The sequence below is a fragment of the Nonomuraea sp. NPDC050643 genome, from assembly GCF_040654715.1.
Lineage (GTDB): Bacteria > Actinomycetota > Actinomycetes > Streptosporangiales > Streptosporangiaceae > Nonomuraea.
Genome location: NZ_JBFAIM010000039.1, coordinates 68,170 through 94,111 on the forward strand (window position 1 = coordinate 68,170; position 25,942 = coordinate 94,111).

General features: G+C 70.5%; 27 protein-coding genes. 21 read left to right on the forward strand and 6 right to left on the reverse strand.

Features of this window, described 5'->3' with window-relative positions; translation table 11 throughout:
- Nucleotides 1-7 precede the first annotated feature (7 nt).
- Genes AB0I15_RS39410 through AB0I15_RS39430 form a run of 5 tightly spaced genes read left to right on the forward strand, consistent with a single transcriptional unit; the run spans nt 8 to nt 4,526 of the window.
- Nucleotides 8-916, forward strand: coding sequence for a dihydrodipicolinate synthase family protein (locus tag AB0I15_RS39410; RefSeq protein WP_358107582.1), 909 nt, complete (start codon nt 8-10; stop codon nt 914-916).
- On the forward strand, nt 913-1,914 hold the full coding sequence (locus tag AB0I15_RS39415) for a proline racemase family protein (protein WP_358107585.1): 1,002 nt from the start codon (nt 913-915) through the stop codon (nt 1,912-1,914). The genes AB0I15_RS39410 and AB0I15_RS39415 overlap by 4 nt, the downstream gene beginning before the upstream one ends.
- Entirely contained in the window at nt 1,911-2,876 is a 966-nt protein-coding gene (locus tag AB0I15_RS39420) for a proline racemase family protein (protein ID WP_358107588.1), read from the forward strand. Before AB0I15_RS39415 ends, AB0I15_RS39420 begins: the two co-directional genes overlap by 4 nt.
- Nucleotides 2,873-3,844: an ornithine cyclodeaminase family protein gene (locus AB0I15_RS39425; protein WP_358107591.1), complete on the forward strand. Its 972-nt coding sequence runs from the start codon at nt 2,873-2,875 to the stop codon at nt 3,842-3,844. Before AB0I15_RS39420 ends, AB0I15_RS39425 begins: the two co-directional genes overlap by 4 nt.
- 13 nt (nt 3,845-3,857) lie before the next feature.
- Entirely contained in the window at nt 3,858-4,526 is a 669-nt protein-coding gene (locus AB0I15_RS39430) for a GntR family transcriptional regulator (protein WP_358107594.1), read from the forward strand.
- Nucleotides 4,527-4,851: 325 nt separating this feature from the next.
- On the opposite strand, the gene AB0I15_RS39435 is transcribed toward AB0I15_RS39430, so the two are convergent.
- Nucleotides 4,852-5,772: an EamA family transporter gene (locus tag AB0I15_RS39435; RefSeq protein ID WP_358107597.1), complete on the reverse strand. Its 921-nt coding sequence runs from the start codon at nt 5,770-5,772 to the stop codon at nt 4,852-4,854.
- Between the two features lie 122 nt (nt 5,773-5,894).
- On the opposite strand from AB0I15_RS39435, the gene AB0I15_RS39440 reads away from it, so the two are divergent.
- Complete coding sequence (locus AB0I15_RS39440) at nt 5,895-7,094, forward strand: MFS transporter (protein ID WP_358107600.1); 1,200 nt, start codon at nt 5,895-5,897, stop codon at nt 7,092-7,094.
- A 4-nt stretch (nt 7,095-7,098) separates the two neighbouring features.
- Here the strand turns inward: AB0I15_RS39440 and AB0I15_RS39445 are convergent, their stop codons facing one another.
- The gene (locus AB0I15_RS39445) at nt 7,099-7,872 is read right to left on the reverse strand and encodes an ABC transporter permease (protein ID WP_358107603.1); all 774 of its coding nucleotides are present in this window, start codon (nt 7,870-7,872) and stop codon (nt 7,099-7,101) included.
- Complete coding sequence (locus AB0I15_RS39450) at nt 7,869-8,777, reverse strand: ABC transporter ATP-binding protein (RefSeq protein ID WP_358107605.1); 909 nt, start codon at nt 8,775-8,777, stop codon at nt 7,869-7,871. The genes AB0I15_RS39445 and AB0I15_RS39450 overlap by 4 nt, the downstream gene beginning before the upstream one ends.
- Before the next feature lie 175 nt (nt 8,778-8,952).
- Here AB0I15_RS39450 and AB0I15_RS39455 point away from each other — a divergent pair, with 175 nt between their 5' ends.
- From AB0I15_RS39455 to AB0I15_RS39505, 11 genes are all read left to right on the forward strand, one after another.
- On the forward strand, nt 8,953-9,729 hold the full coding sequence (locus AB0I15_RS39455; RefSeq protein ID WP_358107607.1) for a VOC family protein: 777 nt from the start codon (nt 8,953-8,955) through the stop codon (nt 9,727-9,729).
- A 93-nt stretch (nt 9,730-9,822) separates the two neighbouring features.
- Nucleotides 9,823-11,064 (forward strand): multidrug effflux MFS transporter, encoded by a 1,242-nt coding sequence (locus AB0I15_RS39460; RefSeq protein ID WP_358107610.1) that lies wholly within the window; start codon nt 9,823-9,825, stop codon nt 11,062-11,064.
- Nucleotides 11,065-11,156: 92 nt separating this feature from the next.
- Nucleotides 11,157-11,855: a metalloregulator ArsR/SmtB family transcription factor gene (locus tag AB0I15_RS39465; protein ID WP_358107730.1), complete on the forward strand. Its 699-nt coding sequence runs from the start codon at nt 11,157-11,159 to the stop codon at nt 11,853-11,855.
- Nucleotides 11,852-13,264, forward strand: coding sequence for a Fe-S cluster assembly protein SufB (sufB, locus tag AB0I15_RS39470; protein ID WP_358107613.1), 1,413 nt, complete (start codon nt 11,852-11,854; stop codon nt 13,262-13,264). The genes AB0I15_RS39465 and sufB overlap by 4 nt, the downstream gene beginning before the upstream one ends.
- Nucleotides 13,264-14,394: a Fe-S cluster assembly protein SufD gene (sufD, locus tag AB0I15_RS39475; protein ID WP_358107616.1), complete on the forward strand. Its 1,131-nt coding sequence runs from the start codon at nt 13,264-13,266 to the stop codon at nt 14,392-14,394. The genes sufB and sufD overlap by 1 nt, the downstream gene beginning before the upstream one ends.
- Nucleotides 14,391-14,708 (forward strand): non-heme iron oxygenase ferredoxin subunit, encoded by a 318-nt coding sequence (locus AB0I15_RS39480; RefSeq protein ID WP_358107619.1) that lies wholly within the window; start codon nt 14,391-14,393, stop codon nt 14,706-14,708. Before sufD ends, AB0I15_RS39480 begins: the two co-directional genes overlap by 4 nt.
- A gap of 4 nt (nt 14,709-14,712) precedes the next feature.
- On the forward strand, nt 14,713-15,459 hold the full coding sequence (gene sufC / locus AB0I15_RS39485) for a Fe-S cluster assembly ATPase SufC (protein ID WP_358107622.1): 747 nt from the start codon (nt 14,713-14,715) through the stop codon (nt 15,457-15,459).
- Nucleotides 15,456-16,712, forward strand: a complete 1,257-nt coding sequence (locus AB0I15_RS39490; RefSeq protein WP_358107625.1) for a cysteine desulfurase — start codon at nt 15,456-15,458, stop codon at nt 16,710-16,712. The genes sufC and AB0I15_RS39490 overlap by 4 nt, the downstream gene beginning before the upstream one ends.
- A 2-nt stretch (nt 16,713-16,714) precedes the next feature.
- A complete protein-coding gene (gene sufU / locus AB0I15_RS39495) occupies nt 16,715-17,155 on the forward strand; it encodes a Fe-S cluster assembly sulfur transfer protein SufU (RefSeq protein WP_358107628.1) in 441 nt (146 codons plus the stop codon).
- A 56-nt stretch (nt 17,156-17,211) separates the two neighbouring features.
- On the forward strand, nt 17,212-17,511 hold the full coding sequence (locus tag AB0I15_RS39500) for a metal-sulfur cluster assembly factor (protein ID WP_358107733.1): 300 nt from the start codon (nt 17,212-17,214) through the stop codon (nt 17,509-17,511).
- 313 nt (nt 17,512-17,824) lie between these two features.
- A complete protein-coding gene (locus AB0I15_RS39505) occupies nt 17,825-19,621 on the forward strand; it encodes a DEAD/DEAH box helicase (protein WP_358107631.1) in 1,797 nt (598 codons plus the stop codon).
- 67 nt (nt 19,622-19,688) lie between these two features.
- Here the strand turns inward: AB0I15_RS39505 and AB0I15_RS39510 are convergent, their stop codons facing one another.
- Genes AB0I15_RS39510 through AB0I15_RS39520 form a run of 3 tightly spaced genes read right to left on the reverse strand, consistent with a single transcriptional unit; the run spans nt 19,689 to nt 22,814 of the window.
- Nucleotides 19,689-20,645, reverse strand: a complete 957-nt coding sequence (locus tag AB0I15_RS39510) for a carbohydrate ABC transporter permease (RefSeq protein ID WP_358107635.1) — start codon at nt 20,643-20,645, stop codon at nt 19,689-19,691.
- Complete coding sequence (locus AB0I15_RS39515; RefSeq protein ID WP_358107639.1) at nt 20,645-21,553, reverse strand: sugar ABC transporter permease; 909 nt, start codon at nt 21,551-21,553, stop codon at nt 20,645-20,647. The genes AB0I15_RS39510 and AB0I15_RS39515 overlap by 1 nt, the downstream gene beginning before the upstream one ends.
- A gap of 13 nt (nt 21,554-21,566) precedes the next feature.
- Complete coding sequence (locus tag AB0I15_RS39520) at nt 21,567-22,814, reverse strand: extracellular solute-binding protein (RefSeq protein WP_358107642.1); 1,248 nt, start codon at nt 22,812-22,814, stop codon at nt 21,567-21,569.
- Nucleotides 22,815-23,074: 260 nt separating this feature from the next.
- Here AB0I15_RS39520 and AB0I15_RS39525 point away from each other — a divergent pair, with 260 nt between their 5' ends.
- The 4 genes from AB0I15_RS39525 (at nt 23,075) to AB0I15_RS39540 (ending at nt 25,936) form a co-directional block, all read left to right on the forward strand.
- Nucleotides 23,075-24,037, forward strand: a complete 963-nt coding sequence (locus AB0I15_RS39525) for an acetylxylan esterase (RefSeq protein WP_358107645.1) — start codon at nt 23,075-23,077, stop codon at nt 24,035-24,037.
- A 96-nt stretch (nt 24,038-24,133) separates the two neighbouring features.
- Nucleotides 24,134-24,397 (forward strand): phosphoribosyl-ATP diphosphatase, encoded by a 264-nt coding sequence (locus AB0I15_RS39530; protein ID WP_020547470.1) that lies wholly within the window; start codon nt 24,134-24,136, stop codon nt 24,395-24,397.
- 65 nt (nt 24,398-24,462) lie between these two features.
- The gene (hisG, locus tag AB0I15_RS39535; protein ID WP_358107649.1) at nt 24,463-25,308 is read left to right on the forward strand and encodes an ATP phosphoribosyltransferase; all 846 of its coding nucleotides are present in this window, start codon (nt 24,463-24,465) and stop codon (nt 25,306-25,308) included.
- Nucleotides 25,309-25,351: 43 nt separating this feature from the next.
- Nucleotides 25,352-25,936 (forward strand): carbonic anhydrase, encoded by a 585-nt coding sequence (locus AB0I15_RS39540; protein ID WP_358107652.1) that lies wholly within the window; start codon nt 25,352-25,354, stop codon nt 25,934-25,936.
- Nucleotides 25,937-25,942 lie beyond the last annotated feature (6 nt).

Here is a 25,942-nt window from a genome sequence, read left to right on the forward strand (position 1 = left end):
CCCCGACATGGAGGACCTCCCGATGGACCACCGCAGCAAGCCCTGGCAGGGCGTCATGGTCGCCACCGCGCTGCCCCTGCGCGACGACCTGGCGGTCGACTACGACGGTTTCGCCGAGCACTGCCGCTGGCTGCTCGCCAACGGCTGTGACGGCGTCGTGCCGAACGGATCGCTGGGCGAGTACCAGACCCTCACCCCGCAGGAGCGGGCCCAGGTGATCGAGACCGCCGTCGAGGCCGCCGGCGGCGGCAACGTGATGGCCGGGGTGGGCGCGTACGGCGCCGCCGAGTCGCGGCGCTGGGCCGAGCAGGCGGGCGAGGCGGGCTGCGGCTCGGTGCTCCTGCTGCCCCCGAACGCCTACCGGGCCGACGAGCGGGCCGTCGTCGAGCACTACCGCGAGGTCGCCAAGGCGGGCGTGCCGATCGTGGCCTACAACAACCCCTACGACACCAAGGTGGACTTGACCCCCGCGCTGCTGGCCAGGCTGCACGAGGAGGGGCTGATCGTGGCGATCAAGGAGTTCAGCGGGGACGTGCGCAGGGCGTACGAGATCGCCGAGCTGGCGCCCGAGCTGGACCTGCTGGTCGGCTCCGACGACGTGCTGCTCGAACTGGCCGTCGCCGGGGCGGTCGGCTGGATCGCCGGCTACCCCAACGCGCTGCCCGCCTCCAATGTCGCGCTCTACCGGGCGGCCGTGGCCGGTGACCTGGACACCGCGCTGCCCCTTTACAAGACGCTGCACCCGCTGCTGCGCTGGGACTCCAAGACCGAGTTCGTCCAGGCCATCAAGCTGTCCATGGACCTCGCGGGCCGCCACGGGGGCCCGTGCAGGCAGCCCCGGCAGCCGCTGACCGGGGAGCAGGCCGCTATCGTGCGGGCGGCGACCGAGAAGGCACTGGCAGAAGGGCTGCGATGAGGACCAAACGCGTTTTCCACGCCGTCGACTCCCACACCGAGGGCATGCCGACCCGCGTCATCACGGGCGGCATCGGCGTGATCCCGGGCGCGAGCATGGCCGAGCGGCGCGTCTACTTCCGCGACAACCTCGACCACGTCCGCACGCTGCTGATGACCGAGCCGCGCGGCCACTCGGCCATGAGCGGCGCCATCCTCCAGCCGCCGACCAGGCCCGACGCGGACTTCGGCGTGCTGTTCATCGAGGTGTCCGGGCTGCTGCCGATGTGCGGGCACGGCACCATCGGCGTGGCGACCGTGCTGGTGGAGACCGGCATGGTGGAGGTCGTCGAGCCGGTCACGACCGTGCGCCTGGAGGTGCCCGCCGGGCTCGTCGAGGTGGACGTGGCCGTGGAGGACGGCATGGCCATGTCGGTGACGCTGCGCAACGTGCCCTCCTACAGCGACCGGCTCGACGCCGCGGTGACCGTGCCCGGCTTCGGGAGGATCCCGTACGACCTGGCGTACGGCGGCAACTTCTACGCCATCGTCGACCTCGACCACTACGGCCTGCCCTTCGACCGCAAGGCCAAGGACGAGATCATCGCGGCCGGTCTGGCCACCATGGAGGCCATCAACGCCGCCGGCGAGCCCGTGCACCGCGAGGACGACCGCATCCGCGGCTGTCACCACGTCTACTTCGCCGCCCCCGGCTCCGACGCCCACCACTCGCGGCACGCCATGGCCATCCACCCCGGCTGGTTCGACCGTTCGCCCTGCGGCACCGGCACCAGCGCCCGGATGGCGCAACTGCACGCCCGCGGCGAACTGCCGGCCGGCCGGGACTTCGTCAACGAGTCGTTCATCGGCACCCGGTTCATCGGCCGGATCACCGAGGAGACGACCGTGGGCGGGGAGCCGGCGATCGTGCCGTCGATCACCGGCCGGGCCTGGATCACCGGCACCGCCCAGTACTTCCTCGACCCGCGCGACCCGTTCCCCGCGGGGTTCGAGCTGTGATCACCACCGTCGACTACCACACGGCCGGCGAGCCGTTCCGGATCGTGACCGGCGGCGTGCCGGAGATCGCGGGCGAGGACGTGCTCGCCCGCCGCACCACCGCCATGGCCGAGCTCGACGACGTCCGGCGGCTGCTGTGCCACGAGCCGCGCGGCCACGCCGACATGTACGGCTGCTTCCTGGTCCCGCCGAACGACCCCGGCGCGCACCTGGGAGCGCTGTTCTGGCACAAGGACGGCTTCTCCACCGCCTGCGGGCACGGCACCCTGGCGCTGGGCGCGTACGCGGTGCACGAAGGGCTGGTCGAGCCGGGCCCGGACGGGCTCGCGAACGTGGTGGTGGACGTGCCGTCGGGGCGCGTCACGGCCCAGGTACGCGCGTCCGAGAGGCGGGTGCAGTCCCTGACCTTCGTCAACGTCCCCTCCTTCGTCATCGCCCGCGACCTGCGCGTGGCCGGCGTGAGCGTGGACGTCGCCTACGGGGGAGCGATCTACGCGTCGGTGCCGGCCGCGGCCTTCGGGCTGTCGGTCGAGCCCCGGCACCTGGACGCCCTCGTCGCGCACAGCCGCCGGATCAAGGCCGAGCTGGCCGACCATCCGGCCTCCAGGCATCCGGCGGACGAGCGGCTGTCGGGGATCTACGGCGTGATCTTCCACGACGAGCTGCCCGACGTGGAGGGCATCACGCGGCAGCGCAACGTCACGGTGTTCGCCGACGGCGAGGTGGACCGCTCACCGTGCGGCTCCGGCACCGCGGCCAGGATGGCGCTCCTGCACGACCGGGACAGGACCCGGCGCCTCATCCACCAGAGCATCGTGGGCAGCTTCTTCGCCGCCACCGTGATGGACGAGACCCCCGAGGGCGTGATCGTGGAGATCGACGGCAAGGCGTACCGGACCGGCAGGCACGTCTTCGAGCTCGATCCGGACGATCCCTTCCCGACCGGGTTCACGCTCCGATGAGCGGGCTCCCGTACCTGGACGCCGCCACGCTGGAGCGGCTGGTGCCGATGGGCCGGGCGGTGACGGTCCTGGAGGACGCGCTCCGGGCCGGCCTCGACCCGGAGGCCACGCCGCAGCGCCCGGTCGTCGACGTGCCCGCCGGGCAGCTCCTGCTCATGCCCGCCTCGACCGGCCGTTACGTGGGCGTGAAGGCGGTCAGCATCGCCCCCGGCAACCCCGGGCGCGGGCTGCCCCGGATCCAGGGGACGTACCTGCTGCTGGACGGCGACACCCTCACCCCGCTGGCGGCCATGGACGGGATCGCGCTCACCTCGCTGCGCACCCCCGCCGTCTCCGCCCTCGCCGTCCGCCACCTGGCCGATACGGGGGCCCGGCGGCTCGTCGTGTACGGGAGCGGCCCCCAGGCCTGGGGGCACGTGCTGGCGCTGCGGGAGGTGCGCCCCGTCGAGGACGTCACCGTCGTCGCCCGCGACGCCGGCCGCGCCGAGTCCCTCGCCGCCCGCTGCCGCGACCTCGGCCTGACCGCCCGCGCCCTGACCCCACCCCCGACCCCGTCCTCGCCTGGCCCCGACCAGGCGGAGGCGGTCGCGCGGGCCGTGGGGGCGGCGGATCTCATCGCCTGCTGCACCACCGCCAGGGAGCCCCTGTTCCCCGGTAAGCTCGCCCGCGACGGCGTCACCGTCGTCGCGGTCGGGTCGCACGAACCCGGCGCCCGTGAGCTCGACGGCGACCTCGTCGCCCGCGCCACCGTGGTCGTCGAGGCCAGGGCGGCCGCCCTGGAGGAGGCCGGAGACATCATCGTCCCGATCAGCCAAGGTACGATCACCACTGGTCATCTCGCCGGTAACCTCGCCGACCTCGTCGCCGGGAGGGTGGTCGCCGGTCCGGGGCCGCGCGTGTTCAAGAGCACGGGCATGGCGTGGGAGGACCTCGTGGTCGCGGCCGCCGCGTACGAGGCGTGGACATAGAGAGGATGGCGGGATGACTGCCGATGACCGGCTCGACCTGCCGATGGTGGGGGAGCGGCAGAGCCTGCGCGAGCAGGTCGCGCACGCGCTGCGCGCCGCGCTGATCACCGGGGAGATGCGGCCGGGGGTGGTCTACTCCGCGCCGGTGCTGGCCGCCCAGTTCGGCGTCTCGGCCACACCCGTCCGCGAGGCCATGCTCGACCTGGCCAAGGAGGGCCTGGTCGAGGCGGTGCGCAACAAGGGCTTCCGGGTGACCGAGCTGTCCGACCGCGACCTCGACGAGCTCACCGAGATCCGCCAGCTCATCGAGGTGCCGACCGTGTCCCGGCTGGCCGACAGCTCGCGGGCGGAGGAGTTCGAGCGGCTGCGGCCCATCGCCCAGGAGATCGTCGCGGCCAGCGAGCGGGGCGACCTGCTGGCGTACGTGGACGCCGACCTGCGCTTCCACGTCGAGCTGCTGACCCTGTGCGGCAACGCCCACCTGGTCTCCGTCGTCCGCGACCTGCGCAACAGGGCCAGGCTCTACGGGCTGTCCCAGCTCTCCGAGCGCGGCACGCTGGGCGACTCGGCCAGGGAGCACCTGGCGCTGCTCGACGCGCTCAAGAGCGGCGACGCCGCGACGGTCGGGCAGATCATGGAAGAGCACATCGGCCACGTCCGCGGCATCTGGGCCGAGCACTGAGCACCTGGCAGCCGAACATACGGCACAAGTTCTGACATTCGGGGATCGTGCCCGCCTCGATGGCGGTAATCTCGATGTGGGCCACCCGAGCGACGCCTCACGCGAGCGCCGGCGGACCCACCCTCCTGATCCCCAGTGGATCGGCCACCCCCGTTCGAGGCGGGTGGCCACACCCGCCAGGTCACGCGGACACCCGCACTCCGCTGACCTTCACGGGCTCGGCACACCCCGCCCACCGAGGCCGAGCCCCCGCCGCGCGCCCGAGACCCCATCCCACGGGCGCGCGGCGGCCCTCCACGCCGCGACCTCCTCAAGCCCGCCCGGGTCACGAGCGGCGCCGGGCCGCCCTGGTCGAGCCCAGGCTGGCGGCCACGATGCAGATGATCGCCGCCCACTGCTGCACCTGCAGGAACTCGCTCAGCACCACCAGCCCGACCATCGCCGCCGCCGCCGGCTCCAGGCTCATCAGGATCCCGAACACGTGCTTGGGCATCCGCCGCAGCGCCTTCAGCTCCAGCGAGTACGGGATCACCGACGACAGCAGCCCGACCCCCAGCCCGATCAGCAGCAACTCCGGCTGCAGCAGGTCGGCCCCGCCGGTCGTCACCCCGATGGGCGCGATCACCACGGCCGACACGATCATCGCGATCGACAACCCCGTCGTCCCCGGAAACCGCCGCCCGGCCGCGGCCGACAGCAGGATGTACGCCGCCCACCCCGCCGCGGCCAGCATCGCGAACCCGATGCCCGCCCAGCTCACCGACGCCGAGTCGCCCCAGGGCGCCAGCAGCACCACGCCCGCCGCCGCCAGCCCCACCCACAGCAGGTCGAGCCGGCGCCGCGAGGCCGCCACCGCCACGCCCAGCGGCCCGAGGAACTCGATGGCGACCGCGATTCCCATCGGCAACCGCGCCAGGGCCTCGTAGAAGACCAGGTTCATGACGGCGAGCGTCGCGCCGAAGCCGACCGCCACCGCCCAGTCGCGCCAGGTCAGCCCCTTCAGCCTGGGCCGGACGAACGCCCCCATGATCAGCGCCCCGGCCGCGATGCGCAGGAACACCACCGCGCTCGGCGGCAGCGTCGCGAACAACTCCTTGGCGAACCCCGCGCCGAGCTGCACCGAGAAGATCGCCAGCAGCACCAGCCCGGAGGGCGGGATCGAGTCGGCCGCGGTGCGCAGCAGGTTGCCCGGCCTGGGCAGGCCGGGGCCGCGGTCGAGCGGTTCGTCGAGGGCGAAGGCGGTCACGGGACTCCTCTGAGGTGACGAGGGCAACCGTCAGAGCCTACTCACCTCGGCCGACATCTCCGCCTTTAAGGTGGTACTACTGCTGACTGGATCATTAATTCGGATAAAAGAGCCATGGACGTATGAAATCCCCCGTAAGTCTTGCCCGGCCGCCGCTGGCCCTGTCCGTGGCCGGTTTCGTCAGCAGCTTCGACCGCTTCGCGGTGAGCCCCATGCTCGTGCTGATCGCGACCGACCTGAACGTCTCGCTGTCGGCCTCGGTCGCCGCCGCCAGCGGCTACTACCTGGCGTACGGGCTGACCCAGCCGCTGTGGGGACTGCTGTCCGACCGGTTCGGGCGCGTCCGGGTGATGCGCGGGGCGCTGCTCGGCGCGGCGCTGGCGGGGCTGGTGTCCGCGCTGATGCCGGTCCTGGGGGCGCTCGTGCTGGCCAGGGTGGTGACGGGGGCCTGCTTCGGCGCGATCATCCCGACCAGCCTGACGTACGTGGGCGACACCGTCGAGCAGTCCGTACGCCAGCGCGCCCTCACGGACCTCATGGCCGCCGCCGCCCTCGGCACGGCGCTGGCCACCGGGCTGGGCGGGGTGGTCGCGGGCCGGTTCGACTGGCGGGTGGCCTTCACCGTGCCCGCGGTCTGCGCCCTGGCCTGCGCGCTGTCGCTGCGCTCGCTGCCGGAGCCGCCCCGCCCCGGCGGCGCGGGGCACGGCGCGGGCCGGTATCTGCGGGCGGTGCTCGGGCAGCGGTGGGCGCTGCTGGTGTTCGCGCTGGCGTTCACGGAGGGGGCGATCATGCTCGGCGCCCTGCCCTTCCTGCCGACCGCGCTGCAGCACGCCGGGGTGGCCGCCGCCGTCGCCGGTCTGGCCGTCACCGCGTACGGGCTGGGCTTGTGGGCGGTCGCCAAGCTCGTCAAGCGGCTGTCGGGGACCTGGCCCCCGCCCCTGCTGATGGCGGTGGGCGGCGCGCAGCTCTGCGCCGGGTTCGCCATCGTGGCCGTGCACGTCGGCGTGCCCACCGTGGCCGTCACGGCGCTGCTGCTCGGCGGCGGCTGGTCGTTCCTGCACTCCTCGCTGCAGACCTGGGCCACCTCGGTCGTGCCCGAGGCGCGGGGCACCACGATCGCCTTCTTCGCCTGCGCCCTGTTCGTGGGCAGCGCGGTCGCCTCCTGGGCGGCGGGCCCGCTGGCCGACCAGGGCCGCTACGGGCTGCTGTTCGGCCTGGCCGCCGGCGCCGTGCTCCCGCTGACCGTGGTGGCCGTCGTCGCGAGACGCCGCTACGCCGCCCTGCACGCCGAACGTCCTGACCCACAGCCCCAACCGGAGTGACGGGCTATTCCCAGCGGAACGTCCGTGACACCAGCCCCAGCGACACCACCGCCCACAGCGTCAGCACGACCACCGGCACCAGGGGCAGCCCCGCCCCCTGGGCGAGCACCGAGCGCAACCCGCTGCTCAGCGCCGAGATCGGCAGTGCCTCCAGGACCGGCTGCGCCCCTTGGGGGTATTTCGACAGCGGGAACACCACCCCGCCCGCCCCCAGCAGCACCAGATAGACCAGGTTGGCCCCGGCCAGCGTGGCCTCGGCGCGCAGGGTGCCCGCCATGAGCAGCCCGAGCCCGCTGAAGGCCGCGGTGCCCAGCACCACCAGCAGCGCCGCGCTCAGGAACGACCCCTGCGGCCGCCACCCCAGCGCCAGGCCCACGACCACGATGATCACGGCCTGGATGGCCTCCACGCCCACGACCGCCGTCGTCTTGGCGAGCATGAGGCCGGCCCTGGACAGCGGCGTCGCGCCCAGCCGCTTGAGCACGCCGTAGCGCCGCTCGAACCCCGTCGCGATGGCCTGGCCGGTGAAGGCCGTGGACATGACCGCCAGCGCCAGCACGCCGGGCGCCAGGAAGTCGACCCGGCTGCCGCCGCCGACGTCGATCAGCGGCGCCAGCGAGAATCCGGTCAGCAGCAGCACCGGGATGATCAGGGTGAGCAGCAGTTGCTCGCCGTTGCGCAGCATCGCGCGGATCTCCGCCCCCGCCTGCGCGAGCACCATGCGCGGGAACGGCGCCGCCCCGGGCGCGGGGGTGAAGTCGAGAACGGGCGCGGTCATCGCAGCTCCCTGCCGGTCAGCTCGAGGAAGACGTCTTCGAGGGTGCGGCGCTCGATCCGCAGGTCGTCGGCCGTGACGCCCTCGGCCGCGCACCAGGCCGTCACCGTGGCCAGCAGCTCGGGCCCCACCTGGCCCTCGATGATGTAGTGCCCGGCGGGCGACTCCTTGGCCGCGCTGCCCGTCGGCAGCGCGTTGAGCAGCTCCTCCAGCTCCAGCCCCGGGCGCGCCCTGAACCTGAGCTGCCGCTCTGCCCCCGTCAGCGAGGCCGGGCTGCCCTCGGCCACCACGCGGCCCCTGTCGATGATGACGACGTGGTCGGCCAGCCGCTCGGCCTCGTCCATGTGGTGCGTGGTCAGCACCACCGACACGCCCGCCGAGCGCAGCTCGCCCACCAGCTCCCAGCAGGCGTGCCTGGCCTGCGGGTCGAGCCCGGCCGTCGGCTCGTCGAGGAAGACCAGCTCGGGCCGCCCGACGACGGCCGCGGCCAGCGACAGCCGCTGCTGCTGCCCGCCCGACAGCCGCCGGTAGGGGGTGCGCGCGTGCTCCGTCAGCCCCAGCCGCGCCAGCAACGCCGGCGGGTCGAGGGGCCGGGCGTGGAAGCGCGAGACCAGCCGCAGCCACTCGGCGCAGCGCATCGCCGGCGGCACGCCGCCCGCCTGCAGCATGACGCCCACCCGGGGTCGCAGCTCGGGCAGCGTGGGCGCCAGCCCGAGCACCCGCACGGTGCCCGCGTCGGCCGTGCGGAACCCCTCGCAGATCTCCACCGTGGACGTCTTGCCCGCGCCGTTGGGACCGAGGACCGCGGTGACCGCGCCGCGCTCGGCGCGCAGGGTGAGGCCGTCGAGGGCGGTGCTGCCGCCGTAACGTTTGACCAGGTCGACGATCTCGACGGCTGGAGAATCCATGGCCACGAGTTTAGGGACTCCGCCAGGCGGTCCGGGCCGCAGGTAAGTATGACCGCATCAGGACACATTTGACGCCGGAGTTTGGCTGAAAGCACCTCCGTCCGGTGAAACCCTGGCGGTGAGCTCACCGAAGGTGAGCCCGATGAGTCCGGTGAGCACGTGACAGGAGGGTGCAATGTCGCAACGCAGTGGATACGACCCCGGGGTCCCGTGCTGGGTGGACATCTCCAGCACCGACGTCGAGGCCTCGGCCCGCTTCTACGGGGAGATCTTCGGCTGGCGGGCGGACATGAGCGACGACCCCGCCGCCGGCGGCTACGGCATGTTCGTCCTCGACGGCCGGCGGGTCGCCGGGCTGGGGCCGGTCATGGACGGGCGGCGCACCTCGTCCTGGAACACCTACGTCGCCACACACGACGCCGCCGCCCTCGCCGGGCGTGTCGCGAACGCGGGCGGCACCGTGCTCATGGAGGCCATGCCGATCTTCGAGGACGGCGTCATGACCGCCTTCACCGCGCCCGACGGCTCGTACGCCGCCGCCTGGCAGGCCCGCGGCCACCGCGGCGCCGAGCTGGTCAACGAGCCCGGCTCGTTCTGCTGGAACGAGCTGCTCAGCACCGACGTGCCGGCCGCCGAGCGCTTCTACTCCGAGGTCTTCGGCTGGACGCCGCTCCTGCAGGACCTGCAGGGCATGAAGTACACCGAGTGGCAGGCGGGGGGCCTGGGCGTCGCGGGGATGATGGAGATGGCCTCCGACTACCCGGCGGGCACGCCGTCGTTCTGGATGCCGTACTTCGCCGTCGCCGACCTCGAGGCCGCCACGGACACGGCCGAGCAGGCGGGCGCCCAGATCCTCGTCCGCACGATGCAGGCGCCTCCCGGTCCGTTCACGATGCTCATCGACCCGCACGGCGCGCCCCTCTCGATCATCCAGCTTCACGAAACTTCGTGAAAAGTCTGATAACCGGGAATTAGGAGGACCGGATCCTGGTTTGATCTCTCGGCCCTCGTGGGCCATCGGCCTGCGAGGGAAAGGGGATCACGCATGTCCGTGGCACAAGCCACGTCCGCAGCCGCCCGAACGAACGCCGTCCAACCGAAACAGAAGAGCCGCCGCGGGACACTCCTGGTGATCCTGGGCGCGTTGTCGGCGATCGGGCCGCTCTCCATCGACATGTACCTCCCCGCGTTGCCGGCCATCACCTCCGAAATGCTGAGCGCCCCCGCCCAGGTCCAGCTCACGCTGACGGCCTGTCTCATCGGCGTCTCCGTCGGCCAGATCATCGCCGGCCCGGTGAGCGACGTGCGCGGCCGGCGCGTGCCGCTGATGGTGGGCGTGGCCGGGTTCATGCTGGCCTCGCTGCTGTGCGCGTTCGCCCCCTCGGTGCCGATGCTCATCGCCTTCCGCCTGCTGCAGGGCATCCTGGGCGGCGCTGCCCTGGTCATCGTGCGCGCCGTCGTCCGCGACCTGTACGACGGCGCCGCCATCGCCCGCATCTTCGCCACGCTGATGCTCGTCAGCGGCCTGGCGCCGATCCTGGCGCCCATCGCCGGGGCCCAGCTCCTGGCGTTCACGTCGTGGCGCGGCGTGTTCGTGGCGCTCAGCCTCGCCGGCCTGGTGCTGCTGCTGGCCGTGCTGGCGGGCGTGCGCGAGACGCTGCCCGCCGGCGCGCGGGAGAGCGGCGGTCTCAAGCACACCGTGCGCACGTTCTGGCAGCTCCTGCGCAACCGCACCTTCATGGGCTTCGCGCTGACCGGCGGCCTGGCGTTCGGCGCCATGTTCGGCTACATCTCCGGCTCGCCGTTCGTCCTCCAGGAGGTCTACGGCGCCACGCCCCAGCAGTACTCGCTCATCTTCGCCCTCAACGCCCTCGCCCTGACCGCCACCGCCCAGCTCGGCGGCCGGCTGTCGGGACGCGTGCCGCCCGTCCTGCTGGTCCGCGTCGGGCTCGTCATCGGCCTGGTCGGCGGGGCGCTGCTGATGACCGCCGCGCTCACCGGGCTCGGCCTGTGGGGCATCGTGAGCGGCCTGGTCGTCATCATGCTCGGCCAGGGCCTGGTCCTGCCCGGCACCGGGGCGCTGGCCCTGGGCTCGCAGCCCGCCCAGATCGCCGGCAGCGCCTCGGCCCTGACGGGCGTGCTGCAGTTCGCGCTGGGCGCCGCCTCGGCTCCGCTGGTCGGACTTGCCGGATCCGGGACCGCCGTACCCATGGCCTGTGTCATGCTCGGGCTCATCTTCTGCTCGGCCTTGACCTTCCTGATTCTAGGGCGAGCAAAAGTTAGGTAAGGCTACCCTGCGTGACAAATTCCATTCCCGGCCCTGGTCGGATCCATTTGTGAACCGGGAAGGAATTACGGCACACTGATGTTGTGAAAAACATGCCCACGATGGAGCCAGGCAGCGAGCGCGGCACCCGCGCGCGTGTCGCCAGGCTGATTCTTGAGCATGGTCCCGTCGCGGCCGCAGCCCTGGGCGAGCGGCTCGGGCTCACGCCCGCCGCCGTGCGGCGTCACCTCGACGCGCTGGTGGACGACGGGATGATCGAGCCTCGCACGGTCCGCCCACGCGGACAGCGCGGACGCGGACGGCCCGCCAAGCTGTTCGCGATCACCGACGCGGGGCGCAGTGCTTTCGAGCATGCCTATGACGACCTGGCCGAAAGCGCTCTGCGATACATCGCCGAGCGCATGGGCCAGGATGCAGTGGCCGACTTCGCCCGCTCGCAGGTCTCGAGCCTGCGCAGGCGGCTGGAGCCGGTCATGCGGACGGTGCCGGCGGACCAGCGCGTAGAAGTGCTGGCGCAGGCGCTGTCGGTGGAGGGATACGCCGCCTCGGCCAGCAAGGCCAAGTCGGGCGGCGACCAGCTCTGCCAGCATCACTGCCCGGTGGCACACGCGGCCGCGGAGTTCCCGCAGCTGTGCGAGGCCGAGACGGAGGCGTTCGCGCAACTGCTCGGCACCCCGGTGCAGCGCCTGGCCACGATCGCGCACGGCGACGGGGTCTGCACGACGCATGTGAGCCCGCAGACGCTGGGCGATTCCGCACATAGAGACAAGAGCAAGGAGACCGGAAGGTGACTGTCACCGACCGCCCGGAGCTGGAAGGCCTCGGGAATTACAAGTTCGGCTGGGCCGACTCGGATGCCGCCGGGTCGGCGGCGAAGCGCGGCCTGTCCGAGGAGGTCGTACGCAACATCTCCGGGCTCAAGAACGAGCCTGAATGGATGCTGGACCTTCGCCTGAAGGGCCTCCGGCTGTTCGGCAAGAAGCCCATGCCCACCTGGGGCTCCGACCTCACGGGCATCGACTTCGACAACATCAAATACTTCGTCCGCTCCACCGAGAAGCAGGCCGCTTCCTGGGACGAGCTGCCCGAGGACATCAAGAACACCTACGACAAGCTCGGCATCCCCGAGGCGGAGAAGCAGCGCCTCATCGCCGGTGTCGCGGCCCAGTACGAATCCGAGGTCGTCTATCACAAGATCCGTGAGGACCTCGAGGAGAAGGGTGTCATCTTCGTCGACACCGACACGGGCCTCAAGGAGCACGAGGAGCTCTTCAAGGAGTACTTCGGCTCGGTGATCCCGGTGGGCGACAACAAGTTCGCCGCGCTCAACACCTCCGTGTGGTCCGGTGGCTCGTTCATCTACGTGCCGCCGAACGTCCAGGTCGAGATCCCGCTGCAGGCCTACTTCCGGATCAACACCGAGAACATGGGTCAGTTCGAGCGGACGCTGATCATCGTCGACGAGAACAGCTACGTCCACTACGTCGAGGGCTGCACCGCGCCGATCTACTCGTCCGACTCGCTGCACAGCGCCGTCGTCGAGATCATCGTGAAGAAGAACGCCCGCTGCCGTTACACGACCATCCAGAACTGGTCGAACAACGTCTACAACCTGGTCACCAAGCGCGCCGTCGCCTACGAGGGCGCGACCATGGAGTGGATCGACGGCAACATCGGCTCCAAGGTCACGATGAAATACCCGGCCGTCTACCTCATGGGCGAGCACGCCAAGGGCGAGACGCTGAGCGTCGCCTTCGCGGGCGAGGGCCAGCACCAGGACGCCGGCTCGAAGATGGTGCACCTGGCGCCCAACACCAGCTCCAGCGTCATCTCCAAGTCGGTGGCGCGCGGCGGTGGCCGCACCTCCTACCGCGGTCTCGTGCAGATCGAGGAGGGCGCCCACGGCAGCGCCAGCACCGTCAAGTGCGACGCCCTGCTGGTCGACCAGATCAGCCGCTCCGACACCTACCCCTACGTCGACGTCCGCGAGGACGACGTCTCGATGGGGCACGAGGCCACGGTCTCCAAGGTCAGCGAGGACCAGCTCTTCTACCTCATGAGCCGCGGGCTGGGCGAGGACGAGGCGATGGCGATGATCGTGCGCGGCTTCGTGGAGCCGATCGCGCGTGAGCTGCCCATGGAATACGCGCTCGAGCTGAACCGGCTGATCGAGCTGCAGATGGAAGGAGCCGTCGGCTGATGGGCCTGAACGAGAAGCCCCTGTCGACCCTGCACGAGAAGGCGTCCTACGACCTGGGCGACTTCGAGGTCCCGAACGGGCGCGAGGAGGCGTGGCGCTTCACGCCGCTCTCGCGCCTGAAGGGCCTGCACAACGGCAAGGCCGACGCCGTGGGCCACGTCCGCGTCGAGGTGGACGCGGCCCCCGAGGTCATCGTCGAGACGGTCGGCCGCGACGACGCCCGCGTGGGCAAGTCGTTCGTGCCCACCGACCGGGTCAGCGCGCAGGCGTGGAACAGCTTCGAGAAGGCCACCGTGATCACGGTGCCGCGCGAGGTCGTCACGTCCAAGCACACCGTGCTGACGCTCCACGGCGAGCCGGCCAGCAACGACGGCGCCGCCTACGGCCACATCGTGGTCAAGGTGGAGCCGCTGGCCGAGGCCGTGCTCGTGCTCGACCACAAGGGCAGCGCCGTCTACGCCGACAACATCGAGTTCGTCGTCGGCGAGGGCGCCAGCCTCAGGGTCGTCAGCCTCCAGGACTGGGACCACGACGCGGTCCACGTCTCGCACCACCACGCCTCGCTGGCCAAGGACGCGACGTTCCGCAGCTTCGTGGTGACGCTCGGCGGTGACGTCGTACGCCTGTCGCCCAGCGTGTCCTACACCGCCCCGGGCGGCGACGCCGACATGTCGGGCGTCTACTTCGCGGACGCCGGGCAGCACCTGGAACACCGCCTGCTGGTCGACCACTCGCAGCCCAACTGCAAGAGCAACGTCGACTACCGCGGCGCCCTGCAGGGCCAGGACGCGCACGCCGTCTGGATCGGCGACGTGATCATCAGGGTCGAGGCCGAGGGCACCGACACCTATGAGCTCAACCGCAACCTGATCCTCACCGACGGCGCCCGCGCCGACTCGGTGCCCAACCTGGAGATCCTCACCGGCGAGGTCGCGGGAGCGGGGCACGCCTCCGCCTCCGGCCGCCTCGACGACGAGCACCTGTTCTACCTTCAGGCCCGCGGCATTCCCTACGACGAGGCCCGCCGCCTGGTCATCAGGGGCTTCCTCGGCCAGCTCATCGAGAAGATCCAGATCGAGGAGATCCGCGAGCGCGTGCTCTCCGCGGTGGAGGCGGAGCTCGCCCGATGAGTTTCGAGAAGGTCTGCAAGCTCGACGACATCCCCGACGAGGGGGTCATCGGCGTCGAGGTGGGGGAGACCCCGGTCGCGCTCGTGCGCAAGGGCGATGACGTCTACGCCCTGCACGACATCTGTTCCCACGCCGAGGTCAAGCTCAGCGAGGGCGAGGTCTACGACGGCACGCTGGAGTGCTGGCTGCACGGCTCGTGCTTCGACATCCGCTCGGGTAAGCCCACCGGACCTCCCGCGATCAAGCCCGTCAACGTCTACACAGTGAAGATCGACGGCGATGACGTCCTCGTCTCGCTCTCGAAGGAGTCCTAAGCACATGTCCACCCTTGAGATCCGTGACCTGCAGGTCGCCGTCGAGGACAAAGAGATCCTGCGCGGCGTCAACCTGACCGTGAAGGCCGGGCAGACCCACGCCATCATGGGCCCGAACGGCTCGGGAAAGTCGACGCTCGCCTACGCGATCGCCGGTCACCCCAAATACACGATCACCGGCGGCCAGGTGCTGCTCGACGGCGTGGACCTGCTGGAGCTGTCCGTCGACGAGCGGGCCCGCGCCGGCCTGTTCCTGGCCATGCAGTACCCGGTCGAGGTCCCCGGCGTGTCGGTGTCCAACTTCCTGCGCTCGGCCGTCACCGCCGTCCGCGGCGAGGCGCCCAAGCTGCGCGAGTTCGCCAAAGACCTGAAGGGCGGCATGGACGCGCTGTCCATCGACCCCGCCTTCGCCCAGCGCAACCTGAACGAGGGCTTCTCCGGCGGCGAGAAGAAGCGCCACGAGATCCTCCAGATGGAGCTGCTCAAGCCGAAGATCGCGGTGCTCGACGAGACCGACTCCGGCCTCGACGTCGACGCGCTGCGCGTGGTGTCGGAGGGCATCAACCGCTTCCGCGCCTCCGGTGAGACCGGCGTGCTGCTGATCACGCACTACACCCGCATCCTGCGTTACGTGAAGCCGGACTTCGTGCACGTCTTCGCGGCCGGCCGCATCGTCGAGGAGGGCGGCCCCGAACTGGCCGACAAGCTCGAGGCCGAGGGCTACGAGCAGTACACGAAGGCGTCTGCATGACTTCGAACAGCTTCGATGTGGAGAAGATCAGGAAGGATTTCCCGGTCTTCTCCCGCGAGCTGCCCGACGGGCGACCGCTCGTCTATCTCGACTCGGGCAACTCCTCCCAGAAGCCCAACCAGGTCATCGAGACCATGCGGGAGCACCTGGCGCTGCACTACAGCAACGTCGGGCGCGCCATGCACGTGCTCGGCGCCGAGTCGACCGACGCCTACGAGGGCGCCCGCGACAAGATCGCGCGCTTCGTCGGGGCGCCGTCGCGCGACGAGGTGATCTTCACCAAGAACGCCTCCGAGGCGCTCAACCTGGTCGCCTACTCCTTCGGCAACCCGATCAACACCGACCCGCGCTTCACGCTCGGCCCGGGTGACGAGATCGTCATCTCCGAGATGGAGCACCACTCCAACATCGTGCCGTGGCAACTGCTCGTGCAGCGCACCGGGGCGACGCTGAAGTGGTTCGGCGTCACCGACGACGGCCGGCTCGACTACACGCCCGACCTGATCACCGAGCGCACGAAGATCGTCTCGATCGCCCACCAGTCCAACGTCCTCGGCACCGTCAACCCGGTCGCCGAGGTCGCCAGGCGGGCGCACGAGGTCGGCGCGCTGATCATGCTGGACGCGTCCCAGTCCGTGCCGCACCACCCGGTCGACGTCACCGAGCTGGGCGCCGACTTCGTGGCCTTCACCGGCCACAAGATGGTCGGCCCTTCGGGCATCGGCGTGCTGTGGGGGCGGGCGGAGCTGCTCGAGGCCATGCCTCCGTTCCTGGGCGGCGGCGAGATGATCGAGGCGGTCTGGATGGACCACTCGACCTACGCGCCGGTCCCGCACAAGTTCGAGGCGGGCACGCCGCCGATCGTCGAGGCCATCGGGCTCGGCGCGGCGGTCGACTACCTCACCGACGTCGGCATGGAGGCCATCGAGGCGCACGAGCGCACGCTGACGGCCTACGCCCTGCAGGCCCTGCGCGACGTGCCCACCCTGCGCGTCATCGGGCCCGAGACGCTCGAGCGGCGCGGGGGCACGGTGTCGTTCGTGCTCGAGGGCATCCATCCGCACGACGTGGGGCAGATCCTGGACGACCAGTTCGGGGTCGCCGTACGCGTCGGGCACCACTGCGCACGCCCGCTGCACCTGCGGTTCGGAATACCGGCGACCACGCGGGCGTCGTTCTACCTGTACAACACCACGGCCGAGATCGATGCCCTGGTGCGCGGCCTCCATCACGTTCAGAAGGTGTTCGCATAGCCATGATCGGCGAGTCGATGTACCAGGAGCTGATCCTGGAGCACTACAAGCATCCGCAGGGGCGGGGGCTTCGTGAGCCGTACGACGCCGAGGTTCACCACGTGAACCCGACGTGCGGCGACGAGATCACGCTCAGGGTCAAGGTGGGCGACGCCGGCAAGATCCTCGACGTCTCCTACGACGGGCAGGGTTGTTCGATCAGCCAGGCCGCCGCCTCCGTGCTGCACGAGCTGACCACCGGCTCCACGGTCCAGGAGACGCTCTCCGTGGTGGACGAATTCACCCGGTTGATGCAGGGCAGGGGACAGGTGGAGGCCGATGAGGAGGTCCTCGGCGACGCGGTCGCGTTCGCGGGCGTTGCCAAGTTCCCGGCGCGCGTTAAATGCGCGTTGCTTTCTTGGATGGCCTACAAGGACGCTGTTGTGAGGAGTGCTGGTCAGTGAGTAAGCCCACGGAAACGCCGACCGATTTCGACGGCGACGCGACCGTCGACGAGGTCATGGAGGCGCTCAAAGACGTCGTCGACCCCGAACTCGGCATCAACGTCGTGGACCTCGGCCTCATCTACGGGCTCAACCTCGACCCGTCCGACGGCGGGCGGCCAGTGGCCACCATCGACATGACGCTGACCAGCGCGGCCTGCCCGCTGACCGACGTCATCGAGGATCAGGCCCACTCCGCGCTGGAGGGCATGGTCTCCGACGTGAAGATCAACTGGGTCTGGCTGCCGCCGTGGGGTCCTGACAAAATCACCGACGAGGGGCGCGAACAGCTCCGTATGCTAGGCTTTAACGTCTGACCTTTTTCGCTGTCACGGCTGACGTAAATCGTCGGCCGTTTCAGTGTGCCCTAGCGGGATTTCGGAAGGTCCGGACCCAAGGCCGGGGAATATCCGATAACATCCCGGCGTTGGCACTAAATACACCTGACGTCTCATCGCGCGTTTCGCATCGCCTGCGGCCGGTGCACCCGGTGTATCCCCCTCAATCTTCAGCCCGCCCCCATGACGGCGGGTGCCCTGAACGTGTACGGCACTGAAGCCGTACGTCCCGGCTCGTCCTTTCGCAGAAGTGACGCGCCACTTCAGACGGAAAGGCACGACTTTCGTGACCATGCTTGACGCTGTCATGCCCTCGCTCGGCGAAACCTCCACCGAGCAGCAGGGCCCGTCCGAGTTCGAGCTCCTCGGCCTGCCGAAGCCGCTCGTCAACGGACTGGCCAAGCTGGGGTTCGACAGCCCGTTCCCCATCCAGAGCGCGACGATCCCCGACGTGCTCGCCGGCCATGACGTGCTCGGCCGCGGCCAGACCGGCTCCGGCAAGACGCTCGCCTTCGGCCTGCCCACCATGGCCCGCATCGCCGGCGTGAGGCCCTCCCCGGGCCGCCCCCGCGCCATGATCCTGGTCCCCACCCGCGAGCTCGCCCTCCAGGTCCACGACGCCCTCGAGCCCCTCGGACGCGGCCTCGGCCTGCGCATGAAGGTCATCGTCGGCGGCATGTCCATGGGCAAGCAGATCGAGGCCCTGCGCCGCGGCGTGGACGTCGTCATCGCCACCCCCGGCCGCCTCGGGGACCTGATCCGTCAGGGCGAGTGCTCACTGTCCGACGTCCAGGTGAGCGTCCTCGACGAGGCCGACCACATGTGCGACCTCGGCTTCTTCCCCGTCGTCACCGAACTGCTCGCGCAGACCCCGGCCGACGGCCAGCGGCTGCTGTTCTCGGCCACGCTCGACGGCGACGTCGACAAGCTGGTGCGGCGCTTCCTGCACGACCCGATCACGCACTCCGTGGCCCCGGCGACCTCCCCGGTCGACACCATGGAGCACCACGTGCTGCAGGTGACGCGCGACGACAAGTTCGACGTCACGGCCGAGATCGCCAACCGCGAGGGCCGTACGATCATCTTCGTCCGCACCCAGCACGGTGTCGACCGGCTGTGCAAGCAGCTCGCCCGGGTCGGCGTGAAGTCGGGCGGCCTGCACGGCGGCAAGCGCCAGAACCAGCGCACCCGCATCCTGGCGGAGTTCCGCGAGGGCGCGGTCAACGTGCTCGTCTGCACCGACGTCGCGGCGCGCGGCATCCACGTGGACAACATCAGCCTGGTGCTGCACGTCGACCCGCCCCAGGACCACAAGAGCTACCTGCACCGGGGCGGCCGCACCGCCCGCGCCGGCGAGAAGGGCACCGTCGTCACGCTGGTGCTGCCCAACGAGCGCCGCTCGACCGACGCGCTCACCCGCCGCGCCGGGATCCACCCGTTCCGTCTCAAGGCCACCCCGGGCAACTCCAGGCTGGCCGAGGTGACGGGCGCCCGCACGCCGAGCGGCGAGGCCGTCCCCGTGTGGGAGCCGGACGTCCGCAAGCCGCTGCGCCAGCGCCGTGACGGTGGCGGCATGTCGGAGCGTCGCGGTGGTGGCCGTCGTGGCGGCCGTCGTGACTTCGACGGCGACCGTCGTCCGAGGCGTCACGAGGACGGTGACCGCCCGGCCGCGGCCGGCGACGACCGTCGCCCGCGTCGTCACGAGGACGGCGACCGTCCGTTCGCGGCCGGTGACGACCGCCGCCCGCGCCGTCATGAGGGTGAGCGCCCGGCCGGGCGTTCGCAGGAGCCGCGCACGTTCGGCGACGACCGCCGCCGTGACGGCGGGCCGCGCGGCGGCTACCGCTCCGACGACCGCCCGCTGCGTCAGGACGACCGCGCCCCGCGCGCCGGTGGGTTCCGTTCCGACGACCGGGGTCCGCGCGTCGGCGCCGCCGACCGTGGCCGGCCCGTCTCGGCCGACCGCGACCGCGCGCCGCGTGACGGCTACCGCTCGGGTGAGGGCCTGCGCTCCGGCGGCGGCCGTACCGACGAGCGGGGCAACGGCGGCTTCCGCCGCAACTCCTCGGGTCGCCGCTTCGAGCGCTGACCCCTGCACGAACCGCACTGCCCGCCGTGCCTCCCCCTAGGGAGGCGCGGCGGGCAGCGCCGTTTTCTCAGCCCTTCAGGCCGCTGAGGGCGATGCCGCGGGTGAAGTACCGCTGGAAGACCAGGAAGAAGACGATCGTCGGGATCGACGCCAGCAGGCCGCCCGCCATGATCGCGCCCTGGTGGTCGGGCCCGGCATAGTACGAGTTCAGCCTGGCCAGGGCGACGGGCAGGTTGGCCATCTCGTCGCTCTGCACGATGATGAGCGGCCACAGGAAGTTGTTCCACTCCGCGAGGACGATGAAGATCGACATCGCCGCGAGCGCCGGCCGCAGCAGCGGCAGCACGATCCGCCACCAGATCCGCCACTCCCCGGCCCCGTCCACCCGGGCCGCCTGGATCAGCTCGTTCGGCACCGACTGCAGGAACTGCACCAGGAAGAACAGCACGAACGCCTTCGCCAGCGCCGGCACGACGTAGGCGGCGTAGCCGTCCAGCCAGCCCAGGTTCCGCATGATCACATAGTTCGGGATCAGCGTGGTCTGCCAGGGCACCATCATCGAGGCGATGATCATCAGGAAGATCGTCCGGCGGCCCTTGATGTCGTGCTTGGCTATCACGTACGCGGCCAGCGAGCAGATCAGCAGCGACCCCACGGTGATGGCGGTCGTGATGAACAGGCTGTTGAACAGGAACCGCCAGAACCCGAAGTCCACCTGGAAGCGCTGGAAGATGCCCTGCAGATGCCCCGGGTTGATCCGCTCCGGCGACCACTCCGCGTCGTAGAAGTTGGCCACGGTGGGCGACTGCGGCACGAACGACGGAGGCGTCCTGGCCAGCTCGGACGGCGGCTTGAACACCGTGATGACCAGCCAGTAGAACGGCCCGATCATCGTCAGCGACAGCAGGTAGAACGGCAGGCGCAGCAGATGCCCGTTGAGCCGGGACCGCCCGCCGCGGGAGTCGCCGCCCTTGGGCCGGGACGGCGGCGACGGGGCGATCGTCTCCGTCGGGGCGACGGCCATCACAGCTCCTTCATCGCGCGGCCCAGGCGCAGGTTGGCGAGGCTGAGCACGAAGATGATCAGGAACAGCACCCAGGCGATGGCCGAGGCGTAGCCCAGCTTGAAGTGGGTGAATCCCTGGTCGTAGAGGTAGGGCACGATCATCAGGCCGGAGTCGAGCACGCCGCCGATGTTGTTGGTGGCCCGGAAGACGATGTAGACCGCCTCGAACACCTGGAACGCGCCGATCAGGCCGGTGACGACCACGTACGTGGTGACGGGCCGCAGCAGCGGCAGCGTGATGTGGCGGAACCGCCGCCAGGTCGAGGCGCCGTCGATCTTGGCGGCCTCGTGGTACTCCTCGGGGATGGAGCCGAGCCCGGCGACGTACAGCACCATGCCGTAGCCCATGCCGCCCCACACCGCCATCAGCACCAGGATCGGGATGGTGAGGCCCGGCGTGGCCAGCCAGGCGACGGCCTGGCCGCCGAACCAGCTCACGATGGTGTTGGCCAGGCCCACGTCGCTGGGGAACAGCACCCACTTCCACATCAGCATGAGCGCGATGGAGGAGGTCACCGAGGGCAGGAAGAACAGCGTGCGCATGATCCGGTGCGCCCAGCCGGTGCCGTTGAAGGCCAGCGCCAGCCCGAGCGACAGCAGCGTGCCGAGGACGACCGACACGACCACGTACAGGGCCGTGTTGCTCAGCGAGTGCAGGAAGCGGCGGTCGTCGAGCAGCAGCCGGAAGTTCTCCAGGCCCGTGAACGCGGCCGGGTTGATCCCGTCGAACGTGGTGAAGCTCAGGTAGAGCGAATTGGCCAGCGGCCAGAGCAGGAACCCCGCGAACAGCGCGAGGAAGGGCAGCAGCATCGCGTACGAGGTGCCGTAGCGGCGCAGCCTGCTGCGCAGGGGGACGGGACTCGCCATGTCGGGCTCCCGGCTATCCGGCGTTGCGCTCCATGACCTTGGCGGCCTCCGTTAACGCCGTCCTGACGTCCGCCTTGCCGAGGATGGCCGACTGGAGCTGCTTGGACACGTCCGGCGCGCTCTCGTCCCAGCCGGGGCAGCCGGGGGCGGCCTTGCCCGTCCTGATCGACGCCTCGAACACCTGGGCCTGCTCCGGCGCGAACGACGAGGCGCTGACCACTTTGTCGGGGCGCGGCGGGATGTAGGGCAGGTTCCGCTTTCTGGCCTCCTCCACGATCGCGGCGATGGCCTCGTCGCCGTACATGAACTTGACGAAGTCGGCGCCGGTCCGGGCGTGCTTGCTGAAGGAGGTCACGCCGATCGCGCGCCCACCGATGAACGTGGTCGGCCCGGCCGGCCCGGCGGGCAGCGGGGCCATCGCCCACCTGCCCTTCAGCTTCGGCTTGTTGACGTCGATGCCCTTGGCGATCCAGTTGCCGCCCACCACCAGCGCGGTGCCGGTGTCCAGCGCGTCGGAGGCCTCCACGCTGGCGGTCGGCGCGCCGTGCTCGCGGTAGAGGTCCACCCAGTACGTCAGCGCCTGCTCGGCCTGCGGGGTGTTGAGCGAGGGCTTGCAGTCGGGCGTGTAGAACGTGCCGCCCGCCTGGTAGAGGTAGTTGAAGTAGCCGATCCAGTCGAGGTTGCCCCAGTCCTGGCTGTAGGGCTTCTTGATCCCGGCGGCCTTCAGCTTGGCGATGTGCCCGACCAGTTCCTCCCACGTCTTGGGCGGGGCGTCGAGCCCGGCCTCCTTCAGCAGGTCGGTGCGGTAGTAGAGGGCGAGGGTGGACATGTCGAGCGGCACGCCGTACACCGAGCCGTCGGGGGAGGTCGCCGACTCCCACTGGGCGGGCTGGGCCTGGGCCTTGAGCGCGTCGAGGCCGTGTTCGCGCAGGTCCACCATGGCGCCCCGGGCGCCGAACTGGATGGTCCACGTCATGCCGCCGGAGATGACGTCGGGCCCGCTGCGGCTGGTGGCCGCCGCCAGGAGCTTGGCGTAGGCGTCGTCCCAGGACAGGGTCTGCACCTTGACCGTGACGGCGGGATGTTTCTGGTGGTAGAGGTCCGCCGCCTTCTGGAAGATCGCGGTCTCGTCGTCTCCGCCCGTGGACCAGAAGGACAGGGTCGCGGGGGCGTTCCTGTCCGCCTGCCGGGTCTGCGTCTGGCCGCTCGTGGCGCAGGCCGCGCTCAGGACCGCGAGCAGGACCGTGCTGCACGCTGCCATCGTTGATCGCATGGAGGCCGTCCGATCTGTCGCCGCTCGTGTGTAGGGATCTCATCACTTAAACGGGTAAGTGACAATAGAAGGTCATGTAAGTTTCATGCCTTCAGTCAGATAAGGGCCTTGAACTGCGGAAATGGCGTCTTGGAACGATCCCGTGCCCGGCTCCTCGGGGAGTGCCGTGACGAGATGCTTTCCCGGTTCATCAGGAGGGCGATATGGGAGCATCCATCAGATGTGTTCCATCGACCCCAGGAGCGCCCGTGTTCGTCGACATGCCACTTCCGCAACTGCGCGAATACCGCCCCGAACGGGCCGAGCCGGACGACTTCGACGCCTTCTGGCGGCGTACGCTCGCCGAGGCGCGCGCCCACGACCTGGCCGCCGAGTTCACCGCCGTGGCCTCCGAGCTGACCGTCGCCGAGGTGTTCGACGTCACCTTCGCCGGGTTCGGCGGCCATCCGATCAAGGGCTGGCTGCTGCTCCCGCGCCACACCGCCGGTCCGGTGCCGTGCGTGGTCGAGTACCAGGGCTACGGCGGCGGGCGCGGGCTGCCGATCGACTGGCTGCTGTGGCCCGGCGTCGGCTACGCGGTGTTCGTCATGGACAGCAGGGGCCAGGGCGCCGCCGGCTGGCGGCGCGGCGACACCGCCGACCCCTTCCCCGGCACTGGGCCGCAGACGCCCGGCGTCATGACCAGCGGCGTCCACGACCCCGACGCCTACTACTACCGGCGGCTCTACACCGACGCCGTACGCGCGGTCGAGGCCGCCAGGGCCCACCCCGGGATCGGCACGGTCGCGGTCGGGGGCGCCAGCCAGGGCGGGGCCATCGCCCTGGCCGTCTCGGCCCTGGTGCCCGGCCTGGCCTGCGCCTTCCTCGACGTGCCGTTCATGTGCCACATCAGGCACGCCACCCAGATCACGCCCGAGCACCCCTACGCCGAGCTGGCCGCCTACTGCCGGGCGTTCAAGGACCAGGTGGAGCGGGTCTTCGAGACGCTGGCCTACTTCGACGGGGTCAACTTCGCCGCCCGCGCCGCCACGCCCGCGCTGTTCTCGGTGGGGCTGCAGGACGGGATCACGCCGCCGTCCACGGTGTTCGCCGCCTACAACCACTACGCGGGGGAGAAGGACATCAGGGTCTATCCGTACAACGGGCATGAGGGCGGCGAGTCCGCCCACGTCATGGAGAAGATCGCCCGAGCTCGTGAGGCGCTGGGGTGAGGAAAGGAGCCGTCTCGCGTGGCGGACGCGGGGCGGCGCCACCCTCTGACGCAGACTAGGCTTATCAGGCACGTCAGCCAACCGACGAGAGAGACCATGAAGACCTTCGAAGAGCTGTTCGCCGAGCTGTCAGAGAAGGCCAGGACCCGGCCCGCGGGCTCGGGCACCGTGGCAGCGCTCGACGCCGGCGTCCATGCCATCGGCAAGAAGGTCGTCGAGGAGGCCGCCGAAAGCTGGATGGCGGCCGAGCACGAGTCAGACGACAGGGCAGCCGAGGAGATCTCGCAGCTCCTCTACCACGTGCAGGTGCTCATGATCGCCAAGGGCATCGGCCTCGACCAGGTCTACAAGCATCTCTAGGGCGCCGCGCGCCCGCCACCCGCAAGCCCTGGAGAAGCAACAGCGAGACAAAACGAGGACCTGACATGCTGCGTCTGGCAGTACCGAACAAGGGCGCGCTCAGCGAAGCCGCCCAGAGCATGCTCAAAGAGGCCGGCTACCGGCCGCGCAGAGACAGCAAGGAGCTCGTCGTCGTCGACGAGGCCAGCGGCTGCGAGCTGTTCTTCCTGCGCCCCCGCGACATCGCGGTCTACGTCGGCGAAGGCACGCTCGACGTCGGCATCACCGGAAGAGACATGCTGGTCGACTCCGGCGCGCCCGTCGAGGAGATCATGCCGCTCGGCTTCGGCGGCTCCACCTTCCGCCTGGCCGCCGCGGCGGGCACGATGACCCGCGTCGAAGACCTCAACGGCCGGCGCATCGCCACCTCCTACGCCGGCTTGCTCGACAAATACCTCTCCGACCAGGGCGTCGACGCCCGCGTCATCAAGCTCGACGGCGCCGTCGAGACCGCCATCCGGCTCGGCGTGGCCGACGCCGTGGCCGACGTCGTGGAGACCGGCACCACGCTGCGCAACGTGGGCCTGGAGGTGTTCGGCGACCCGATCATGCGGTCGGAGGCCGTGCTGATCAAGCAGCACAGCTCCGCCGACACGGCGAACGTCGAGCAGCTCGTCCGCCGCATCCAGGGCGTCGTGCACGCCCGCGACTTCGTCATGATGGACTACGACATCCGCGCCGAGCGCATCGAGGAGGCCATCGCCCTCACGCCCGGCATGGAGGGCCCCACGGTCTCCCCGCTGCACCGCGAGGGCTGGGTCGCCGTGCGCGCCATGGTCCGGCGGCAGGGCCACCAGCACGTGATGGACCAGCTCTGGGACATCGGCGCAAGGGCCATCCTGGTCACCGACATCTACGCCTGCCGCTTGTGAGATGTGCCCGCTAGGCCATCAGCCGGGCGGGCATATCGGAACCGTGCGTAACGAAGCGGTCGCCTGGCGTGGCACTGCCAGGCAGATGTGGTCCTTACTCGAACAAGGCAACCGGCGCTGGGCGGCGGGCAAGTCCCGCCGCCCGCACCAGGATCCCCGCCGCAGGAAACAGCTCGCCACCGGCCAGGCGCCGCACGCGGTGGTGCTGTCGTGCATCGACTCCCGGGTGCCGCCCGAAGTGGTCTTCGACGTCGGGCTCGGCGACCTGCTGGTCGTCCGCACCGCGGCGCACACCCTCGACTCCCTGGTCACCGCCGCCGTCCAGTACGGCCCGCAGGACCTGCGCGCCTGCCTCGTCGTCGTCCTGGGTCACCAGCGCTGCGGCGCGGTCACCGCCGCCGCCCGGGCCTTACGCCGCCGGGTCACCCTGCCCGGCGAACTGCCCCACCTCGTCGCCGCCCTCGAACCCGCCTACGCCACCTCCGACGGCCGCGTCGAGCCCATGGTCCACGCCCACATCCGGCGTACCGTCTCCCGCCTGAGAGCCGACCCCCTCCTGTACGGCTCCGCCACCGTGATCGGCGCCTACTACAGCCTCGACACGGGGCTGGTGAGCCGCGTGACCTGACAAATG

Bases quoted from the DNA above. Each gene is read 5' to 3' on its own strand.
- AB0I15_RS39410 (WP_358107582.1), top strand. From the start codon at position 8: ATGGAGGACCTCCCGATGGACCACCGCAGCAAGCCCTGGCAGGGCGTC.
- AB0I15_RS39415 (WP_358107585.1), top strand. From the start codon at position 913: ATGAGGACCAAACGCGTTTTCCACGCCGTCGACTCCCACACCGAGGGC.
- AB0I15_RS39425 (WP_358107591.1), top strand. From the start codon at position 2,873: ATGAGCGGGCTCCCGTACCTGGACGCCGCCACGCTGGAGCGGCTGGTG.
- AB0I15_RS39430 (WP_358107594.1), top strand. From the start codon at position 3,858: ATGACTGCCGATGACCGGCTCGACCTGCCGATGGTGGGGGAGCGGCAG.
- AB0I15_RS39440 (WP_358107600.1), top strand. From the start codon at position 5,895: ATGAAATCCCCCGTAAGTCTTGCCCGGCCGCCGCTGGCCCTGTCCGTG.
- AB0I15_RS39445 (WP_358107603.1), bottom strand. From the start codon at position 7,872: ATGACCGCGCCCGTTCTCGACTTCACCCCCGCGCCCGGGGCGGCGCCG.
- AB0I15_RS39450 (WP_358107605.1), bottom strand. From the start codon at position 8,777: ATGGATTCTCCAGCCGTCGAGATCGTCGACCTGGTCAAACGTTACGGC.
- AB0I15_RS39455 (WP_358107607.1), top strand. From the start codon at position 8,953: ATGTCGCAACGCAGTGGATACGACCCCGGGGTCCCGTGCTGGGTGGAC.
- AB0I15_RS39460 (WP_358107610.1), top strand. From the start codon at position 9,823: ATGTCCGTGGCACAAGCCACGTCCGCAGCCGCCCGAACGAACGCCGTC.
- AB0I15_RS39465 (WP_358107730.1), top strand. From the start codon at position 11,157: ATGCCCACGATGGAGCCAGGCAGCGAGCGCGGCACCCGCGCGCGTGTC.
- sufD (WP_358107616.1), top strand. From the start codon at position 13,264: ATGGGCCTGAACGAGAAGCCCCTGTCGACCCTGCACGAGAAGGCGTCC.
- AB0I15_RS39480 (WP_358107619.1), top strand. From the start codon at position 14,391: ATGAGTTTCGAGAAGGTCTGCAAGCTCGACGACATCCCCGACGAGGGG.
- sufC (WP_358107622.1), top strand. From the start codon at position 14,713: ATGTCCACCCTTGAGATCCGTGACCTGCAGGTCGCCGTCGAGGACAAA.
- AB0I15_RS39490 (WP_358107625.1), top strand. From the start codon at position 15,456: ATGACTTCGAACAGCTTCGATGTGGAGAAGATCAGGAAGGATTTCCCG.
- sufU (WP_358107628.1), top strand. From the start codon at position 16,715: ATGATCGGCGAGTCGATGTACCAGGAGCTGATCCTGGAGCACTACAAG.
- AB0I15_RS39500 (WP_358107733.1), top strand. From the start codon at position 17,212: ATGGAGGCGCTCAAAGACGTCGTCGACCCCGAACTCGGCATCAACGTC.
- AB0I15_RS39505 (WP_358107631.1), top strand. From the start codon at position 17,825: ATGCTTGACGCTGTCATGCCCTCGCTCGGCGAAACCTCCACCGAGCAG.
- AB0I15_RS39510 (WP_358107635.1), bottom strand. From the start codon at position 20,645: ATGGCCGTCGCCCCGACGGAGACGATCGCCCCGTCGCCGCCGTCCCGG.
- AB0I15_RS39515 (WP_358107639.1), bottom strand. From the start codon at position 21,553: ATGGCGAGTCCCGTCCCCCTGCGCAGCAGGCTGCGCCGCTACGGCACC.
- AB0I15_RS39520 (WP_358107642.1), bottom strand. From the start codon at position 22,814: ATGGCAGCGTGCAGCACGGTCCTGCTCGCGGTCCTGAGCGCGGCCTGC.
- AB0I15_RS39530 (WP_020547470.1), top strand. From the start codon at position 24,134: ATGAAGACCTTCGAAGAGCTGTTCGCCGAGCTGTCAGAGAAGGCCAGG.
- hisG (WP_358107649.1), top strand. From the start codon at position 24,463: ATGCTGCGTCTGGCAGTACCGAACAAGGGCGCGCTCAGCGAAGCCGCC.